Origin of the sequence: Microbulbifer variabilis (assembly GCF_023716485.1) — a bacterium.
Classification (GTDB): domain Bacteria; phylum Pseudomonadota; class Gammaproteobacteria; order Pseudomonadales; family Cellvibrionaceae; genus Microbulbifer; species Microbulbifer variabilis_B.
Genome location: NZ_CP092418.1, coordinates 3093623 through 3110617 on the forward strand (window position 1 = coordinate 3093623; position 16995 = coordinate 3110617).

The following is a 16995-nucleotide window of genomic DNA, read 5'->3' on the forward strand; positions in this document are numbered from 1 at the left end:
AATCAGTATGGCAACTGGAAAATTGACGCTGGTAATATGCATGCTCCTAGTGTTTTTAGGAGCCTCCTCACTCTCCTTGGCGAGGAGCCTCAATGAGCAGGAGGCCCGCAAAAGATGCCTGCGAACCTGCAAGCATGTTTACTATCGGTGCCTTAAAAATAACCGGGAGATTCCAGCCGACTGTGTTAGCGATAAGAGATTCTGTGATTTTATTTGCTATGACGATGATCTCTATTATCGCGAGCGGGACTACCTAAAGCGACTCCATAGGCGCAACCGCTGGTATTAATGATTGATTCTGGGGCAGATCTCAAGACATAGAGATAAGAGGGATTAAATAGATAAATTAAAGAACCAACATTCTCAAACCCCTGATGCCTTACACTGCCCTTGCACACCCAGGCAACAAACCACTTTAAAATTGCAATATTCCAATCAGTTCTCCTGAAGCATTTTTAGAGTTCAACTTTTGGACAGAGCGCACAAAGTAACCAGAGTGACTTTCTAACACATTAAGCCTTATAGTATCTCCCGCCTCAACCGAGTCAAAGAAACGTTGATTTACACATGTAGAGTAAGGCTGACCATAATCAATACTATAGCAAGTATGCCCCAAGCGACCTGTCCTCACCCCTTTACGGGTAACAACCTGCTCAAAGCTAGCCTCTTCGCCAAACGTATTTGTATAGTATGCGGGGATAGCATAATACACCGCTCCCCAAGTCAGCCCATAAGAAATTAAATACCACAGAACCCAGTAAATACCCCGAATAACAATATTCGAGCGGATTATCTTGTTTGAGGGGTGCTTATCCAGGAGAGCAGGTAGAACCCAAATCGCAGCCAAAAGCCAAACAATTACACCACCATAGCCTGGATTCTCATAGAACTGGTATCTACCAACGCTGGCAGAACCCATCAATAAAAGCACTATCGTCATGGATACCAGGGTATAAACTTTTTCTTTGCCACTGGCCCCCTCACGAAAAACAAAACTCACAAGCTAAACCTCATCAAGAAGCAATAAAAAATATAATCGGCAATCAAGACTACCTGCCCAACCCAACAAACTGGCCGCAAGGAAAGCAATTTTTACAGCGTTATTAGTGCAGATATAAGAGAAAGAATACAACTCTATTTTTAACAGCGGAACGGTAGAAAAATATAAAGCCGGGAAGCTAATAGTTAAACATCAGCCTCCCTAAAAACGCTCTAAGCATCCAGAAAGCTATTAATGGCTGTAATACCTTTATAAGCCATAACCCCCGCCTGACGTATAATCGTCTCTTTGTACTTGCTGAAGGTGGCACTTTCAGCCAAGCGATGATCTATACAGCTCATCATATTAATAACCTTAGCAGTGTGGCTCTTGTAGATCAGGGGCCCCTGAACCACAGAATAACCAAAACTTTTTAGTCCGATTAGCTCTCTACCGGTCACCCTAAAAATACGATCCAGAGGATCACCACTCTTAAAGTCTTTATTAGCAATAGTCGAGGAAGTCGGCCGGGAAACCAGCTCCACCTCAGCTTTGGCGTGTACGGCTCCCAATATCCATGCGTCATTCAAAATAATTGACCAGGTTTTTGTTCTCAACACCGAGCCGTTATCTCTTGAATTGGTTGGCCCAAAAACCTTTAATGCCTCATGCAAATTTTCAATACTACCAGCGACGATCTTTCCATCCTTAGTGGTGGCAGCATTATTGTAAACCTGCCAGCAAGCTTCGATATGTTGCGCGGTACGATCGGCCGGATTCAAAAGCCCCTCGATCTCTTTTTTGAAATCACTTTCGATATACATATATAGTCCTTTAAATCTATAAGGGAAAAATTCCAGATAGTGCGGCCACCTTATGTATTAAATGCCGAGGCCAATAGTTTCCCGCCCCACAAGAGCCCATTCCTTTCATATGGGTTCTGCCACAAGAACCTGAACACCAGTACCAAATAATATTGCCCTGACCAATCACCAAACCAGTAGCTTTTGTGAAGAGCTAGGTATAGCCACAACATGTCAGAATTGACAAATGTAACCTTTTTCGAGATTACCTGCTTACCTTTGAATGTCAACATCCTTAATGATTTTTATTAGGGCAACTAGAAGAGGCTCACACTTTTTTCTATTGAACCCCTTCTCCCCCTAAAGCCTGCCATGTGGATTTTGATAAAATTTATGATCAGGTAAATCTCAGAAGCACAAACCAAAATCCTCAAGTACCATTTGTCTATGCAACACAAATAGCACAAGGATACCAAGTGGAAAATTGCTAACGAATATAGCCCCGCATCACTAATGACATTGGATCATAAATGTGGGCCCAGACCCTAAAAATTTATCGACTGACATACAGGGAATATAAACTGAAAATGTAAAAGAAGCCCAGAAAAGCTGGGGGCCAAAAATCTGAACCCTGGCAGGAATTAACAATGCACCCCATACTTCGCACTCCACTAAGTATGCTTTTCATAGCCAGCTATAATCGTTGTACTAAGAACCGACAACTCAAAATACTTTTTCTTTACAGCCGTATATTTAGGACTGGAGAAAAAGTCATTCATTATCTGCTCAGATGGAAACCTGATTGTAAACACACGATTTATTTTAAAATTACTCTCAGACTTCAACACCTCTGACACCCTAAAATCATAGCCAAACGAACCACCATAAGACTCCAATATAGGCCTCATAGCGTTACGATATACTTGGTAGACATCATCATTACTGACATCCAAACCTACTAGCATCTCATACATTTCAGTACTCCAAATCCAACCTTCGATTACTCTCTGGGTGATACATTTATCCCAAGGAACTTGGCTAATGGATAACTAGTCTCTCCCCTAAACCAAAATCATAAACGTTTCGCTTTACACCAAGCATAATAGGATTTTGCATTGCGTCCCAAATACATACTGCTGCACCAACAAGCCAGAAAGCCCCCAGGAATTAATAAGAGGGTGGTATTCCCTTCCTGAGAACCCAGATATAGTAAAAACACTATACTAGCCAGCACAGAGAGAAGTGATACAGCTCTATACAAAGGATTATCAAAAGCCAGTAATAAAGCGGCCGCTAAATAACTAGCAGGTATGCCAATGAGCACCCAATGCTCCCACGAGGCCGCATAAAAATACACCATAGCGCTCCCGAGTACGGCAAGTAAGAACTGCAAAAACTCCCAAGCTACTAAATATTTCGGCTTCCGTATCAGCTCACCGGATATATTTTTAATCCAGGGATACTGATCCTCTCCACGATTAAAATTTCGAAATCGGATTTTCATCAGTGTTGTGTGTCAAGTTCGGTACAAATGGCCATTGATGGATCCTAACTAGAATTTTCTCATTAGAGACAATCCCAGCCGATATTTATTCTAGCTTATCGGCCAAGATTGAAAACAAATAAATTAATATAAATTCGTGAACTTAGAGAATGGTAGCCCTCCAAGCCCGAAGACCAAAACACAATACATAGGGAATTGTTTCAATGATTACTAAAAATTCCACCACAGACCGGGCGATACTCAGCCCGATCAAAAGTAAGTAAAACCTTAACGTTTAATTGAAATGTAGTCTTTTCTTACTGTATGGAAAATTCTTCAGAGCCAAAGGCAAAGTTACCAGAGGCTCCTTGAATTTATTGAAGTTGCAAGTTAAATCTAGGCTTTTTAATTATTGTGACGTCTTCGTTCAAGCTGAAATTGGTATAAAGAATCTATCGCTAATTCATCTGCCCTATTCTCCATGAGAATAAGATCTTTTACTTCGTGACTCCCGAAATATTTCTCACTATTATACCGGCCAACGCTTCCTTCTCCCCTTGTTCCTACAATCGCGCCCAAACCATTTAAAGAATCTGAAAGCACGATCCAAGGTGAATTTTGCCAACGCATTTGATAAGGATCTTTACTCGCCTTATTAAACCAAAAAGTATCCTGCCTATACTGTTTGCCTTCAATATTCCAAAAGATTGATTGTACAGAAGTTCTTCCAGCTTCGCGGCCAGGTCCTCCAGATGCAGAACGTGCTATCGAAATTAGAAAATCATTTGTTAAACTCACAGAGTCCACCAAATTGGACTGGCTAAACCACATATGAAAATCATTGCCCAACTGGAAATCATGCATCTCAGAGCCATCTCTATAATAACTTCCGCTAGCAACTGCTCCGAATTTACTGTTATATATAACATTGCCTGAACTAAAACTTTTTGAGATGCTAAAACCATGTCGATAATTTTTAGCCTCTACATTACTCAGTAAGCAATCATTAGCATTCATTAAAGTGAAAGCATAGCCATTTCCACCCTCTCCTAGATATTGAGAATTATTTATTTTCACATCTTTAATAGTTATGTTTTTAGAGCTATTGATAACTATCCCATTAGAAAGATAGTTAAATGATTCTCCGTCGAGCACGGGGTCAAATGTACTGACTGATTTTACCCAGCCATCAATTAAATAATTTAAATTAATCAAGCTTGAATTGTGAACATAATAAGCTGGATTACCCTTAGTATTGTAATCATCATTTTTAAATCCTTCACTTTTTTGATAAACATAACTGACCCCCTGGTCGTCTTGTAATGGCATATTACTAATTGATAGGTCTTCAATTCCAATATTTTTCACATGGGCCTTAGCTTTATATGCAATCGCACCAGAACTTACAGCTAATGAATAGCGGATAGGACTGTCTAGTGTTACGGAGTTTCCCTGTATATTTTCTATACGCCTTAAAAAGCCGACACCTTGAACCCAATAGTGATATTCGTATGACCTTTGTGGTGTCAACTCTATTTTTGCCCGATATTGTGTGTAATCTCCATTTTCATCTGCCCCCCAAAATCTCCACCAAGAGGCAGCTGCATGTGAGTTTATGAAATCCCGTGTTGCAAAAGATCTAACAACGATAAAGTCACCCCTTTTCAAGGAGTTTCCATTATAATTCAGGGAACCATCATCTGGATTGTAAGTTCCTTCTAGTTCGATTGTGTTTTTAACTCCAAAAACACTTTTTGCTAGTGGAATCGGTCTAGTATCGACTATTATCCTTTCTTCACCTAACTGTTGATTAAGGCTTGCCCAGTATTGATTTCCATTTTTTGGCTTTACACCAATTATACTTCTCCTTCTCATGGAGTAGTCTTCTTCTAGGTTACCAATAGCAGATTGAGTGCCCAAAATCTTAGTTTTATTTACCCCACCTCCTTTTAATACAATGTCATCACCCCATATCCAAATCACTTGATTTAAAGATATTACTCCGGAGTTTTCATAGTGACTTATCCAAGCTGGGTCTTTAGTCACTGCATTTTCATTCCAAAAATGTCTCGCATTTTTAAAATACTTTTGAGCCTCTTTAAGACTCACTTGATATGGTTCACTGTTACTCTTGGCGGGAAGATAAACATAATGCTGTTGACCCGTAGTACGCGCTAGAATAATTGCATGATCAATCGCTTTTTGAATGGCTATTGTATCGTCCTGCTCATCGCCAATGCCACGATAGTCATTTACATTAAGAACATCGGAATCTAGATCTTTCACGACTCTTGTGGGAATATTTAAACCCCGCTTATATCCGGCATATGAAAAGTCCTGTACAATTAAATCCTCTTTAAACTTCAGACTGGATTGATCGCGGGTCACTAATTCATGAATTACATTATTATCACCTAGCTTGATATTAAGTTTAGGTTTAAATTCACTCGTTCCGGCTTCCAGTGAAGCTATATGCACCCAATGGTTCGCAGTAGATCCACTAATTTCATTTAGCTTAAGCCTAAGAACGACCTCGTTTGTTTTGGTATTTTCAATTTGCCAATTTATTTCTTCGGTCACATCAAAGGAGTACCACTTCTTTGCTTTATCTACATGTAATCTATTACGAAAATAGGAGGCTTCTCTGCCTAGATTATCCCAGCTTGAATTTTCATCAAGCTTGTCGAAGTTACTTTTGTAGAGTTCAATATACTTTTCAGTCCCGACTCCTGCACTAGAAACATATATCTTCAGTTCGGCTTTTTCTACTGGATAATTAGTCTCTGAAAATTTAAATTTTAAATATATTTCTCTTTGAAATTCATCAGATGATGCCCACTTTGCCATCAGAACAGGTTCCGAGTAGTAGGTGTCGCTAGCATAGTTTCCGCCGCGTATATAAGTATCAAAGACTGGAAACAGAACTCCCGTACCATTTTTTACATTTATCTCAGTGTAATCTCTGCCGTGAGATACTTGACAAAACAAAAAAGCAGATGCCAGCAATTGACACAAGAAAATTTTAGCGAATCTGAATGTGATACAATTTTTTTTCACTTTAAAATGTTTCCTCGAAAAATTGTGATAGTTGAGATAATAACAAGAGAAGCAGACCTTCGCTGATTTTCAATTAATAAATGATGTCTGATCAGAATGGCACTAAGCTAAGCCGTAGTAGTTCAGACTTGACCTGACAATTACCAGTTTTTCAGAAGGTACTCTATCAGGTCAAGTTTAGCTTACGAATATTTTCCTTTCTGGTCTTTTTATCCTTTCCAAGGGGTGTCATCGGTATACTGCCACAACACTTTTTAGCCTGATCAGTGCGGCTATTATTATAATATGTCAGTCATTGGACCAGTTCCTTTTGTAGCTCTTCTATGGATTCATAGATCTTACAATCCAATGAAAGCTGAAAGAATTCTTGTGAAATGGTTTTATGGAAGCGCTCAAAGATACTATTCGTTTGTGGAAGTCTAGCTTTGTAAGCGATCTTACTTGGTCATGAGTAAGGATTCCATTTGAGACACCCAAGCTGGATATTAAAAGATAGCAGTACAACAGATTAGCAGAGAGGAATTACTTCAAGTACCTCCGCGTAATACCTGAAAGTGGAACTTGGCTGTGCAAATCAAAATGTAGTGTGAGCACAGCGCTTCAGCGTCATTGAGCGAAGATGCAAACAAGACGTTCTTCTGAACCATAACAAAGGATTTGATTTCCTGTTCGGTCAAATTGCTGCCAATCTCTAAGCGACCATCATTGGATGATTACACAAAACTCATACCAATATTTCAGACAGTACTTTATTCCCTTACCCAGTGAAGATTTTGGTGGCACTTGCGGGTGGCTCTAATCGAGACAGAATGTGAAGGTGGCCATTATGAGTTTGGATTATTGCTGCCATAATTTATGCCTTTTTTCGATAAGAGATGGTTGTCTTTGGCTGTCCGTCCTCCTGCTCAAACAACAACGCGAAAACTGGATCAGCATCATTTTCCTCTACAGAACCTTCACCCCAAAATTCTGCACTTTAGAATAGCAACCCCAGTTGATGCTCAGGGTCTTCGTGCACTCAGAGCACCGGCCAAAGAGAGAATGCTGCAGGTATTTGAATTGAAACAATAGCTGACGGTAAGCCTTTTCAAATTGCTTGCATAGTTGAATACGAGAGTTTTACTTCACATGTAAACTATTCAATCGGGAACTGTAACGTATCACCGGCAGCCATTGGGTTTCCCTATGTTAATTTATGCGTGGGTTATACCAAGGGAAACCACTCCCCAGGCTCAACAGGCATCAACAAAATCATGAAAAATATACTTTTTTTGGTTCTTAGTACTGAGTAAAATCCAATCCGGAAACAGCCACTGTAACTGCGGAGTCGACAACTCTATTACGTAATTTTAAATGCCAGGAAAGACAAGCCTCGAATTCTCATTTCAGTTATAAAGGAACCAGAATCCATCATCTTCCCAGTAAAGCATGCGAACTTTATCGACCTTTTTATTACGAATAATAAAAAGATGAACGGATGTCGCACCTTTGTGTAATGTATCAGCCATCAGCCCGCTCTCGAAAATCGATCGGCTAATGTTAAACCCAGGCTGTGATGTTAAACGAAGCCACATCGTATTTGCAGACACATAAGAGCATCGGTTTGCACTAACAACACCGGACTATACATCACCAAGTTTATGCCATTGGAAAATATAATACGCCCAGATTTCCCGTAGTGGCTATGAAAGACTTAATATCCACTGGAACAAAAACAGGGATATCAGAACAGGGGTTTGTTCAGATAGTTGGCGGAATCAATAAAGGAACTAGCTGTAGATTAGGCTGTGGTTACGGGTAAATCCGCGTTTGGAATGAGAGCTTTTCTTACAGGCCCTGAGGTGACTTTGCCATAGCCGCAGATTAATGGGGCTTCCTCCGAAGTTGATGAAGTGGGCATCTTGGCAGCCTGCCAAAGCAAGTTGAGTAATGTGGTTCATGCACCGCTTACCAAGTTCGCCAGCGGCTTACTAAGCATGGCATTTTTGTAATAGTATCGGCGTAGTGTAAATATGCCGCACAATAGTTCACCTCAGCAACTCACCATTAGCCTCCTACTAATCCTAAGTTCAGCTTCTAATGTTCTGCAGATAGAGGAGTTTCGATTCAATCTAAATAATGAGAAATGTAGACATAATTTCCTCATTGTCATAATGCTCACGATGACAGGTGCGCAGATCTCTGTCACTGGCATTCCAAGTAACAAAACCAGAGAACTGCCCTTCCTACTGTTCTTTGATAAGAAGCGGACTTCCACTATCTTCACTGCCAGTCATACCCTCAAGTGGAACATTGGATCTTGGTGGATCAAAAGTGAAGGAAATCCAGAACTTATCAAAACCTAGAAACAATACTGAAAGCTCTACGCAAAGAAATGCAATGTGAGCTATTAGATTTCGCCTCTCTTTACCATTGTCGGCAACTCTCTTCCCGGCCAACTGGATATCCCTACCTACCCATTTCATCCCTGCCGCGAGGGAGGGGTATCCGCTTCACAGTTTAATTAGCGACTCCCTACACTATTCTAAAAGGTGCCTTTCTACCCAATAAAGGGTAATACTAAGCTTAAAAGGTATAAATGTACCTATTAATGACATATTATATAATCTTTCTATAATAGACAAAAAGTCACCTATTAAAGTAGGTCTTCACTCATAAGAGATTGAAAAACAGCTATTATGAACCTCCATGGACAATCCGATAAGCAGATACTTGCGACACTGGGCGACCGGCTTAGAGAGTATCGCTTGCGCATGAATCTCACCCAGGATGATATGGCTGAACGTGCCGGCTTATCCACCTCCACCATCAAAGGTTTAGAGGCTGGTCGCGGCAGGCTAGACAGCCTGGTCGCCGCACTGAGAGTCCTACGCCGATTGGACGCACTGGAAGCTTTTCTCCCGGCCCCAACAGTCAGCCCTATGCAACTTGCTCTTCACGGCAAACAGCGAAAAAGAGCCAGAGCCTCTAGCGCTGAGAAAGCGCTTAAAGAGACCTCTGCAGAAAGCCCCTCCAAGACACGCGCAAGCAAAATTAAAAAGAGAGGTAAACCAGAATGGTAAGCCAAACAAATACTGCAGTGGTGCAATTATGGGGAGAGATAGTTGGGGCCGTCCACTGGGATAGTACTGGGTATGGAGCCTTTGAGTACGCACCGGAATTTCTGCAGAGTGGATTGGATATTGCTCCAATTACTATGCCTATCGAAGCTTCAAAGGAGCCCTATACGTTCCGCACTCTCAGTCGGGACACCTTTAAGGGCTTACCGGGGCTCCTTGCAGACTGCCTGCCGGACAAATTCGGTAATGCCGTTATTGATGCCTGGCTCGCCCGACAGGGGAGAACTCCGGAAAGCTTTAACCCTATTGAACGACTTTGCTATACCGGTACCCGTGGAATGGGCGCACTGGAATTTCAGCCTGCAGTAGATGGTAGTTTTAGGGATTCCGTCGATCTCAATATTGAAGAACTGGTAAAACTAGCAGCAACAATCACTCATAAGCAGACCGACCTTAACGCCCAACTTGGCAACAGCGATGCGGAGAAATCCGGTGCACTGCTAGACATATTAAGAGTGGGCACTAGCGCTGGGGGCGCCAGAGCAAAAGCAGTTATCGCCATCAATAACAAAGGAGATATACGTTCAGGCCAAGTTCCCGCATCCAGTGATTACGATTATTGGCTACTAAAATTCGATGGTGCCGGAGACCTTGAGCTCGGTACAACCGATGGGTATGGACGCATTGAATATGCTTATCATCTGATGGCCATCGAAGCCGGTATAAACATGGCAGACTGCCAGCTCTTGCAAGAAAATGGCAGAGCGCACTTTATGACGCGGCGCTTCGATCGGGTGAATGGCAAGAAACTACATATGCAGTCTCTCTGCGGCATCGCGCACCTGGATTTCAACATGGCTGGTGCCCATTCATACGAACAAGCCTTTAGCGTTATGCGTGAACTTTACCTGCCCAAGAATGAGGCGATTCAGCAATATCGCCGAATGGTATTCAATGTTTTAGCCAGAAACCAGGATGATCATACAAAGAATATTGCGTTCCTGATGAACCCCAAAGGCGAATGGTCTCTATCGCCGGCATTCGATGTAACCTATGCCCACAATCCGGGCGGCGCCTGGACCAGCCAGCACCAGATGAGTATCAACGGCAAACGCGACCACTTCCAACTTGAGGATTTGCTTGCCGTGGGAAGAGCAATCAGTATTAAACGGCCCATGGATATTATTGAAGAGGTAGCAGCAGCCGTGAAGCAGTGGCAAGGCTTTGCTGAACACGCAGGGGTTTCTGAAAGCTGGACAGTCGAAATCAATCAAAACCTTCGACAACTCTGCTGATAGATAAGCAAAATAGTAAAGTCTGCAAGGAGCGCAGCTCTACAGAGTAGAAGCACAACTGTAGAAACCCTGTAACTCCTCTGCTTCTGTAGATACTCTTATCTGAGCCTCCCCGCTGCTATCTTAATTTGGATAGAGGCCCCGCAGCATTTGCCTAGGGGCCAAACATCTAGAGCCTTTTTAGCGCTAAGTTATTTCTTCACCTCAACTAGCAAACGGCTTGCTCGCGGCGCAACTCGCTGCGCGCCGACTCTTTAGAGCCTCGCCGCAGATCAACCATGCGCGCGATGAACCAAATAAACGCTTCCACTTGGCCATTTAACACACAGCCTCCTTCGCAGATACTCTTAAGCAGACTTTGTACATCGGAGCAGTGCAAGGCGGAAACAGCCCCGCTGCTTTTAAGAAGTATTGAACACGTGGGCAGACCGGAAATTTCATGATCGCTCAAAGTGATATTGCCGTCGTAATACAAAATCCTTACTGGCTCTGACTGGTCAGAAACACGAATGGATAAAGACAAGTTTGGCGTTGGACCAGAGCGCTTGGCCAGTGATCGTTTAAGATAGCTGGAAAAACTATGAGCCCAAGCTTCTACTTCAGACTGTGCAGAGTTTGAATCCATCGATTGCTCTTTACTAGCCACCAATGAGCTATCAACTTCCCGCTCCGCCTCAATCAAAGCTTCAACAGTTTTATCGACATCCTCTTTCGTGTGAGCTGCCGAGCAAATAAGTCGGAGTCGACCACGCCCACTCTCCACTATGGGATAGGTAACCGCTGATGTCTGAACACCACGTTTATATAATTCCTGTACTATCGCAAACAGCTTGTCTTTGTTACTAAAGTGCGGCGTGACAATAGGCCCATCCCCTGTTCCCAAATCATAGCCAGCTTGTTCAAAGCGCTGCCGCATATAGCGTGTCGTATCCCAGAGCCGCTCCCGTAAACCATCATCAGTGCTGAGCCTGCGCAAAGCAGTCAATGCCGCGGCAATATCTGCAGGACTGATCGAAGCCTGGAAAATGTAAGCTCTGGATGATGATCTCAAAAGATCTACATATTCTTCCTTCGCCGCAATAACGCCACCGAGGCTACCAAGTGCCTTACTGAGCGTTGTCATAACAAAGTCTACTTGATCGGTAACTCCCTGAGCGGCACAAATGCCCGCTCCACCTTCACCATAAAAACCGAAAGAATGTGCCTCATCTACCAAGACAAGCGCGTCATATTTCTTGGCCGCGCGGACAATTTTGGCTACCGGTGCGGCGCCCTCTCCCATGCTGTATACGCCCTCCAGAACAACCAGGACCGTTCGGTATGGGGATACCTCCGACTCAAGCACAGACTCCAGGTCGGCCACATCATTATGTTTAAAGGTCCTAATCGTGGCACCACAAAGACGAGCACCATCCACAATAGATGCATGACAAAGCTGGTCGATAACCACTACATCGTCTTTACCAAGAAGCCCTGCAACCACTCCAACATTAGCGGTATAACCTGTTGGGAACAGGCAAGCGCTCGGCTTTCCGACCAGCTGTGCAAACTCAGTCTCGAACTCCAGGTGAAGATCTGTAAGGCCTGATGCTGCCGCAGAGGTCCCCATACCAGTACCAAATTTCGCTACTGCGGAAGCGGCCTCCTGCATAACTTTCTTATCTCGGTTCAGGCCAAGATATAGATTGGTGGTCCAGATTATTGCTTCCTGTTCTTCATCGTTATAAACATCACTCACTGTGCCATGAGTGGCACTACCTGTTCGTAAGACTTTGCTATAGGGATTTCTTCGCTGGTCGTTCACCATATACATGACTTCCTGCACCAGCTTGCTCTTATCCAGTGCAGACCAGGACGGCGCTTTTGCAGCCTGGAATGTAGGATGGCTGGACTGGATATGCGATTGGAAGCTGGCAAGTGAATCCGATGCAGTGCGGTTCACTTTTTCATCCGAACCCTTGGCTTCGCCATCACTCAAAGTGCCGAGGATGTAGTTCGCTAGGGCATTAGGAGTGGCGTAATTAATAATCGCTTGGGAAGCAACCGAGCGACCCAAGTTGTTGCTCAAACGTCTGGCCAATTCCAGAGTTGTGAGGGAATCGAGGCCGAGACCAGAGAAAGGCTGTTCTGGAGATACTTCTTTCGGATCAGGAAAATTCAGGAGAACGGCCACCTCTCTTTGAATAATCGATAATAAGATGGTTTGCTGCTCTGAGCTGGAACCAATCAGGCGCTGCATCAAGTCTCTGGAATTACTCACTGCATCAACACTTAATTCCAAACCAGCATAGCCCTCCTCTAGCTCCATAAGCTTTTTGCGATCGAGCTTATCGTTGGGGAGCATAGGTAATACCTCTAGGTGCCTCACAATTTGCGGGACCATATATTTTGGAAGTCGCTGTGCCAGGAACTCTTTAACGGCTGTATCTGTTACCGTTTTATCCTGGTTAACAATATAGACCGCGAGCATTTTCTGGCCAATACCACCATCTATAGCGGCCGCTGCAGCAGCATCAATACCCGGCATAGTCTCAAGCGTCGACTCTATCTCCCCAAGCTCAATGCGGAACCCCCTGACCTTAACCTGCTGGTCGATTCGGCCAAGAAATTCGATCTCTCCATTTTCCACCCACTGACACAGGTCCCCAGTTTTATATAAGCGGCTATCTTGGATGAGGTCACTAGATTCTATTTTGATGAAACGCTCTTTAGTGAGGGCTTCGTCATATAAATAACCTCTTGCCAGCTTACCTCCTGCAAGATACAACTCACCGGCTTCTCCTGAAGAAACGGGTTGCATGGACTCATTTAAAATATAGGCACGGGAGCCTGGTACTGATTTTCCAATTGTGATCGACTTAGTGCCAGGCTTAATTTCGGCAATGGTCGAATACACGGTATCTTCGGTAGGACCATAGGCGTTAAACAACCGTAGCCCTGGCCTCAAGGTATAAACTTGATCAACCAGAGACCGCTTTAATGCCTCTCCACCAAATACAAGACACTGAAGTCCAGCTGGCAACTTCTCGGAAGCTAATAATGTCTGCATTGCGGAGGCGACAGATACGCAGGTTCTGACTTGATCTGCTGCCGGATGGTTTGGTAATTCCAGTATATTCTTACCCAGTATTACTGTACCCCCAAGTGACAAGGTCCCGAAGATTTCCATTACAGAAGTATCGAAACAGATTGAAGCCCCAGCAAAGACCCCCCGGAGCTCTTCCTCACTGAACAATTCATCCATAGAGTGGCACATAGCCACAATACACTGATGCTCAACCGCAACACCTTTTGGCTTGCCGGTAGAACCAGAGGTATAGATCACATAGGCCAAGTCACTGGCTGATGGTCCCGCAGAATCAGCTGAAAATTCTTTGTCTTGATCACTCACTCTGTTGAGCCAGATTAATTCGCCCGCTTCGCGACATAGGTCCGCAGAGCTATCACTATCCACGATAGCTGCCACAGCACCTGAATGTTCCAGCATGTAACCCACACGATCTTGAGGGTAAGCTGGGTCCAAAGGTACATAGGCACACCCTGCTCGCATTACGCCAATTAAAGTTGCCACAAGCTCCCAGGAGCGCTTCATACATACCCCCACCAAGGCGCCGGGTTGAATATCCCGGCGCTCAAGCTCCGCCGCAATCGCGCCGGCCCGCTGAAGCAGGCACTCGTAGCTCACTCTGACCTCCCCATCAATAATCGCTATGCGATGAAGAGCTGCTTTCATTTGCTGTGCAATCAAGTGGCAGATTGAAATATTGAACTGGGATCTTATTTTGGAGTTTTTAACTGGACTACTCACAGAATCTTACCTTTTATCTTTATTAAAGATCTGGAAATTAACTTTCAATGCAAATTAATGTCTTTCAAACTTGGTCAAGTTTCTTACTTTTTAGAGCTCCCCTAAAATTAAAACCAAACACACAAGTACAAATATTTATTTGAACCTTACAAAAAGTGTAACACTCAAACTGATACTAAATTCTCTATTTAGAGAAGTTTTTAGCTTACACCAAAGCTTCATCTTTTAAATAAGCACCTCCAAGAACTCTAAACCAACAAACAAACGCTACGCAGACAAAAGCTCTAACAAGTAAATTGCTTAGTTATCTTTCAGGGAAAAACTTGATAAACAAGCACCTAAACCCCTTCCCTCGCAACCCTGCAGCTCAACCTTACTATAATCACCTTATATTTATTTTTTATTGACAAAGAAATTTATACGACTGCACCTACAGTTAAAAATTCACTAGAAAATGATTCACTCTCATTAAGCATCCAAATAAATGGTACATGTATGCCTACCTGCATTTCGAAAATTTTTACAGAGAGGGATAACAACCATAAAAAAGGCACCTTAAGTGCCATCAAGATTAAGCGGTTTATTTACAGCTTACTAAGAACAAATAAAGAAAATAAAATCAGAACCCGCGTATCGAAAGGTTTGAGAAGATCGCCATTGACCGCAATGATCCTAATAGCACCCCAATCCCTCCTATTACTCCCTGGACAGCACGATACGATACTTGGGATTGCCCGACTTCAAATGCTTAAAAGCTTCTTCTATCTGGCTCATAGGATAAATTTCCACCTGCGGCCTGATCTGATGGTGTGCGACAAAGTCAAGCATCGTTTCAATGGCTGCTGGGCTGCCCACTGGAGAAGCTGAGATATCGCGCTGGCCAAATATCATGGGGAAGAGGGTAAACTGGATTGGATCCACAACAGCACCGACAAAATGCAGGCGCCCTTTTGGTTTTAAAGCCTGAATATATAAATCCCAATCCAGATTGACATTGACCGTGGAGATTATGAAATCGAAACTCATGGAGGCTGATTTAATTTCCTCCGGATCACGTGAATTCAATGTCTTGTGAGCACCGAGAGAGAGAGCTTCGGTGCGCTTATGCTCACTGGAAGTAAATGCCGTTACCTCACAACCCCAGGCATTCAAAAACATCAAGGCCAAATGCCCCAGGCCTCCTATACCAATCACCCCCACTTTAGCCGTCGGTTGAATATCAAACTGTATCAGAGGGTTAAATACCGTAATGCCGCCACACAGGAGAGGCCCAGCCGAAACTAGGTCTACTCCCTCTGGAATAACCACCAGGCTACCCATATCTGCACGAACTTTATCGGCAAAACCCCCGCCGGTAAGAGTGGTAAAGCGAGCTTCGGCACACAAATTTTGATCGCCCCGCCGGCAGTAGTGGCAGGTCTCACAATAGCCGGAATTCCAACCCAGGCCGACAACCGTACCGGGCTTAAAGTGCCCAGCCTGCTCTCCCACAGCCAACACCCGTCCAATCACTTCATGACCCGCAACTATGGGGAACTTGGACACCCCCCACTCATCCTCAATCATGCTGAGATCACTGTGGCAAATACCACAGTAAAGCACCTCCAACTCCACCTCTGTTGCTCCCAGATCCCCCACTTCTACCTGATACGGTTTAAAGGGTCCGCCGGCTTGCATAACCCCATAGGCATTGATGGTAGTCCCACTGGTCATAACCTACTCCCGTGGCATTCACTGAAGGTCAACCCTGTGCATTCGGCCTAAAAAGCCGCGGCTAAGAAGAGAAAAAAAAGAGCCGGGGGTTTCCCGGCCCAAGCCAAGTCCTGTGAGGTTGCCGAATATCAGAGGACCCACGAGAAAACCTGGCTAACTCCTGTGAGGGGAATTAATTGAGCACGCGATATCCGCGCCCGCGCAGACAGTTCTTGATAATCTGCTGGGCTTCTGCACCGGCACTGCCAGCACCAGAGAGGCCCCCCACCAGAGCGCCCGCTCCAGCACCTGCCGCCGCTGCGCGACTGCTATCACCAACAATAGCGCCGAGCGCGCCGCCCACTACAGCTCCGCCCGCAGCACCGGTTAACCCCCGGCGCCCCTGGTCGCTGTAGGTGGAATAAGCAATCCCCTTACACTCAGAGAGGTCGATTTGATACTGGTTCATATTGACGCCCCAGGTATCAATCACAATGCCACCGGCCCCAGGTACCTGTTCCGGTTGAGCAGCACAGCCAGCTAATAGAGCTATGCAAAATCCTGCAGTTGCGCTAATACCAGTTTTCATCGGACACCTCTTACAGCCTGAGCCTAGAGATTGCGTATATGTCACGCTTTTCATCTTTAGGTTTAGCTGTTGGTTGAAGATGGCGCCAGTCGACAGTGAGAAAAAGCGAAGAAAAGAGTGACCAGATAGCCTAACAATCGGAATTTGATATGGCTTTCGAACCTGCCAAAGCCATTGTGATTGCCTGGAGGAAAAAGTTAAGAGGTCTTTAGGAAGTCTTCAAGGAAAGG

The 16995-nt window shown here is 44.2% G+C and carries 10 protein-coding genes and 1 pseudogene; 2 read left to right on the plus strand and 9 right to left on the minus strand.

The annotated features are described in order from the left end of the window. Positions 1-415: 415 nt before the first annotated feature. From MJO52_RS13795 to tnpB, 6 genes and pseudogenes are all read right to left on the minus strand, one after another. The gene (locus MJO52_RS13795; protein WP_252082269.1) at positions 416-1000 is read right to left on the minus strand and encodes a hypothetical protein; all 585 of its coding nucleotides are present in this window, start codon (positions 998-1000) and stop codon (positions 416-418) included. 212 nt (positions 1001-1212) lie between these two features. Continuing rightward, positions 1213-1803 carry a hypothetical protein gene (locus MJO52_RS13800; RefSeq protein ID WP_252082271.1) on the minus strand — a complete coding sequence of 197 codons (591 nt, stop codon included), beginning with the start codon at positions 1801-1803 and terminating at the stop codon, positions 1213-1215. 650 nt (positions 1804-2453) lie between these two features. After that, entirely contained in the window at positions 2454-2756 is a 303-nt protein-coding gene (locus MJO52_RS13805; RefSeq protein WP_252082272.1) for a DUF1330 domain-containing protein, read from the minus strand. Positions 2757-3670: 914 nt separating this feature from the next. Then, the gene (locus MJO52_RS13810) at positions 3671-6322 is read right to left on the minus strand and encodes a CBM96 family carbohydrate-binding protein (protein ID WP_252082274.1); all 2652 of its coding nucleotides are present in this window, start codon (positions 6320-6322) and stop codon (positions 3671-3673) included. A 527-nt stretch (positions 6323-6849) separates the two neighbouring features. Continuing rightward, a pseudogene (locus MJO52_RS21505) lies at positions 6850-7017 on the minus strand (hypothetical protein); the annotation flags it as partial. 690 nt (positions 7018-7707) lie between these two features. After that, positions 7708-7896 (minus strand): IS66 family insertion sequence element accessory protein TnpB, encoded by a 189-nt coding sequence (gene tnpB / locus MJO52_RS21510; protein ID WP_353505490.1) that lies wholly within the window; start codon positions 7894-7896, stop codon positions 7708-7710. 1104 nt (positions 7897-9000) lie between these two features. On the opposite strand from tnpB, the gene MJO52_RS13815 reads away from it, so the two are divergent. Next, positions 9001-9384 carry a helix-turn-helix transcriptional regulator gene (locus MJO52_RS13815; protein WP_252082276.1) on the plus strand — a complete coding sequence of 128 codons (384 nt, stop codon included), beginning with the start codon at positions 9001-9003 and terminating at the stop codon, positions 9382-9384. Next, positions 9378-10676 (plus strand): type II toxin-antitoxin system HipA family toxin, encoded by a 1299-nt coding sequence (locus MJO52_RS13820; RefSeq protein ID WP_252082278.1) that lies wholly within the window; start codon positions 9378-9380, stop codon positions 10674-10676. The genes MJO52_RS13815 and MJO52_RS13820 overlap by 7 nt, the downstream gene beginning before the upstream one ends. Positions 10677-10884: 208 nt before the next feature. Here MJO52_RS13820 and MJO52_RS13825 read toward each other — a convergent pair whose 3' ends face one another. From MJO52_RS13825 to MJO52_RS13835, 3 genes are all read right to left on the minus strand, one after another. Beyond that, complete coding sequence (locus MJO52_RS13825; protein ID WP_252082280.1) at positions 10885-14409, minus strand: amino acid adenylation domain-containing protein; 3525 nt, start codon at positions 14407-14409, stop codon at positions 10885-10887. A 771-nt stretch (positions 14410-15180) separates the two neighbouring features. Then, complete coding sequence (gene ahr, locus MJO52_RS13830; protein WP_252082281.1) at positions 15181-16197, minus strand: NADPH-dependent aldehyde reductase Ahr; 1017 nt, start codon at positions 16195-16197, stop codon at positions 15181-15183. A 172-nt stretch (positions 16198-16369) separates the two neighbouring features. After that, positions 16370-16765: a glycine zipper family protein gene (locus tag MJO52_RS13835; RefSeq protein ID WP_252082282.1), complete on the minus strand. Its 396-nt coding sequence runs from the start codon at positions 16763-16765 to the stop codon at positions 16370-16372. Between the last annotated feature and the right edge of the window lie 230 nt (positions 16766-16995).